6 protein-coding genes are annotated in these 2951 nt (G+C 33.1%); 2 read left to right on the forward strand and 4 right to left on the reverse strand.

The window, feature by feature from the left end; genetic code table 11:
* Positions 1-93 precede the first annotated feature (93 nt).
* A complete protein-coding gene (locus tag ACYVTD_RS11195; RefSeq protein WP_461247853.1) occupies positions 94-408 on the forward strand; it encodes a hypothetical protein in 315 nt (104 codons plus the stop codon).
* Between the two features lie 100 nt (positions 409-508).
* Positions 509-775 (forward strand): hypothetical protein, encoded by a 267-nt coding sequence (locus ACYVTD_RS11200; protein WP_461247854.1) that lies wholly within the window; start codon positions 509-511, stop codon positions 773-775.
* Positions 776-1155: 380 nt separating this feature from the next.
* On the opposite strand, the gene ACYVTD_RS11205 is transcribed toward ACYVTD_RS11200, so the two are convergent.
* The 4 genes from ACYVTD_RS11205 to ACYVTD_RS11220 form a co-directional block, all read right to left on the reverse strand.
* Entirely contained in the window at positions 1156-1371 is a 216-nt protein-coding gene (locus ACYVTD_RS11205; RefSeq protein ID WP_461247855.1) for a hypothetical protein, read from the reverse strand.
* A 22-nt stretch (positions 1372-1393) separates the two neighbouring features.
* Positions 1394-1732, reverse strand: a complete 339-nt coding sequence (locus tag ACYVTD_RS11210; protein WP_461247856.1) for a hypothetical protein — start codon at positions 1730-1732, stop codon at positions 1394-1396.
* Between the two features lie 295 nt (positions 1733-2027).
* Positions 2028-2378, reverse strand: coding sequence for a hypothetical protein (locus tag ACYVTD_RS11215; RefSeq protein WP_461247857.1), 351 nt, complete (start codon positions 2376-2378; stop codon positions 2028-2030).
* A gap of 2 nt (positions 2379-2380) precedes the next feature.
* Positions 2381-2758 carry a hypothetical protein gene (locus ACYVTD_RS11220; RefSeq protein ID WP_461247858.1) on the reverse strand — a complete coding sequence of 126 codons (378 nt, stop codon included), beginning with the start codon at positions 2756-2758 and terminating at the stop codon, positions 2381-2383.
* Positions 2759-2951 lie beyond the last annotated feature (193 nt).

Consider the following 2951-nt stretch of genomic DNA (forward strand, 5'->3'; position numbering starts at 1 on the left):
ATGTATAATAGAATATAAATATGTATATTGCATTCTCAATTTTAATATTTTTTATATCAAGCGGTTTATCCGCTAGTTGAGGAAGGATTTTTAGTGAAATTATTAAAACTTATTGTTATACAGTTTTTCATAATTTTTACTTTTGGGGGTTGTAGCAAATCTGATACAATTTTAAATGGTATTTGGTATATTGCTATTCGTAGTATTGATTTAGAAACTAATAATGAAGAAAATGGGATGTATAATTATTTAGAAACACTAAAAATAGATGGAGAATATTATTCTTGGGAAAAAATCAAAATATATGATATAGGATTGTTTTTAGAATATGGTGAGAGAGGAAAAATAAAAATATTAAAAAATGAAATATACATATTTATATTCTATTATACATTTATTCTTTTTTAATGTCAATATTTATTTATATATATTATTATACCTACCAATTTAGGGCATATTGCACTTAACGTTCCGGCGGTAAAAGACGTTTGGGGCAGGTAATAGGGCGTTGCGTAGCAACGACCCCTGCCCCAAATGTGCTGGAGCAAAATCTTGCAGAGGGCGTAAGCCCGAACAAGGTTTTGCGGAAGCCGAGCCGACCGAAGGGCGGCGAAGCAGTTACCGCCTGTTAAGCGTAGAAACCGCAATAGCCAATAATTTATTCACCTGTTACCAATTAACAAATAGCCCTTGTTTATTGGGTATAATTATTTTGAATAATTTATGCTCCCATATAAAACTGAATATATGTTATCATATTTTTTACAATTTGTAAATAGTGAATAAAGCCTGTAATAAATATTTATATTCAAAGTAGGTTGGCGAAGATATGAAAGTACGAAAAGCCTATAATAACCCGCAAAAAATATGTTTGCTGTCAGATATAAGTAGGTTGCTCTAATCCTTAATGGAATTATCCCTTAAACTTTTTTGCGGTTTTTTCGCTTAACGTTCCGGCGGTAAAAGACGTTTTTGCTTTTGCGATAAGGAAACTGCGATAGCAGTTTCTCGCAAAAGCAAAAATGTGGCGGAGAAAAAACGCACAAAGGGGCGAAGCCCCGACTGCGTTTTTTCGTAGCCTAGCCGCCCGAACAGGGCGGCGTACTTTTACCGACCTGTTAGGCGCAGTAATTTTTGCTTTTATACTAATAAATTTTAATAAAATCCACGTGCACGTTGTATTGCAGCATTTTGCATACCACTTAAATAATGAATAATTATATAAGCAATAATAGCTATAATTGCAATTACAACAATTACTACTACCTGTTTTCGTTTATGAGCAGTAGAAGCCCCACAATGAGGACATTTTAGAGCCTTATTTGCAATATCCTTTCCGCAAGTTTCGCATTTAATTAAAAATTCAGCCATAATAAACTCCTTATATATTATATTATTTTATTTTTTTTAACCTAAACTCATGACCAAAATAAGTGATTGTAAGTGTTAAACCAGAAATTTTAAATAGAAACTCATCACTTAATCCAAGACCTGACAATCTAGGTATTTTTAAATAACCATTTTCTTTTGCTACCCATGTAGTTCCTTCTCCATTGACTAGAGCCGAACCATCCTTGAAAAATTCAATTGATTTTACCCAAAAATCTTGCCCTTCTTCTGTTACCCATTTACCAACAAGTGCTGATGAGCTAGAATTAGTACAACTTACAAAATAAAATATAATTAGAGAAAAAACGATCATTATTAACCAGAAAAACCTTTTTTCTTTCATTGTTAGAACCCTCCTTGCCAGAATTACCTTTATATAATATATTATACTATATATTTTGTCAATATATTTTTGACAAAATTTCAAAAATTATTGCGCCTAACGTTCCGGCTGTAACTGACGTTTTTTTGCGCCCGATAAGGAAAAATGCGAAGCATTTTTACGGGCGCAAAAAAATGTGGCGGAGCAAAACACCACAAAGGGCTGAAAGCCCGACTGGTGTTTTGCGTAGCCTAGCCGCCGATAGGCGGCGTACAGTTACAGACCTGTTAAACGCCGGTTGTGCTATTTGGATTATTTATTTTTGTTTCCAATTTTTCCGTTGTATTGCTTCAAGCAAAAGTGCAATAATTAACCTTTGTCCGCTATTTTCAACACCTGTTTTTCTTCTTTCACGTCCACAAAGTCCTTCAGCAGCTTGACTTAGTGAATAATAAATCGCTTCCAATTCATATGAGTCATTTAAATACATAGAAAAATCTATATTATCACCAAAATCATTTGCGATATTATGCAATAAATTTTTCTCTTCTATGCCTTTATAAACATACTCAAATGTAATTTTATCACAATTTATTCGTTCTGGTAAAGAATTTATTTCAAAACCAATAAATGTGAGCGTAGACAATCTGGGTAAATTATCCATCATGTTTATCTCTTTTTTGCAGGCATTGGTATTTCTTCAACAAAAGTAAGCTTTATAGCAGTCTGCATACGTCCTTCATAAAAATCAACGCCTGTGACAATTCCATAAAAGCGGTAATTTGTACCCGTATCTACTCTCCAATTTTTGTCAGCCGAAACATTAGAATTTGTACCTGTTGTAGAATCATTAACCCACTTACCACTTTGCCATGCATAATAAGATGTCCATGATATTTTTTCACCAACTTTCAATGAAACCTGATCTATTTCCCAAGCAAGATCACGCCCATCACCCAAATCACGGTAGTCTTTTTTATTAATTTCCTGTGCGAATGAATTTACTACTAATAAGCAGCAAATTAAGACAAATGTACCCTTTTTCATATATACCTCCAAAAAATTTAATAGGTTATGTTTAAAACATAATCCTAATATTTAATAAATTATAATATCCAGCATATTTTGTCAAGTAATTTATTGTATTTCCATAGATGTTTTTGGCATACTTGCACAACTGGCGTTTAACGTTCCGGCGGTAACTGACGTTTTTGCTTTTGCGATAAGGAAACTGCGAAGC

This window comes from Treponema sp. R6D11 (genome assembly GCF_054786075.1).

Coding starts and splice junctions, on each gene's coding strand:
- ACYVTD_RS11215 (WP_461247857.1), bottom strand. CDS start 2,378: ATGATGGATAATTTACCCAGATTGTCTACGCTCACATTTATTGGTTTT.
- ACYVTD_RS11210 (WP_461247856.1), bottom strand. CDS start 1,732: ATGAAAGAAAAAAGGTTTTTCTGGTTAATAATGATCGTTTTTTCTCTA.
- ACYVTD_RS11220 (WP_461247858.1), bottom strand. CDS start 2,758: ATGAAAAAGGGTACATTTGTCTTAATTTGCTGCTTATTAGTAGTAAAT.
- ACYVTD_RS11205 (WP_461247855.1), bottom strand. CDS start 1,371: ATGGCTGAATTTTTAATTAAATGCGAAACTTGCGGAAAGGATATTGCA.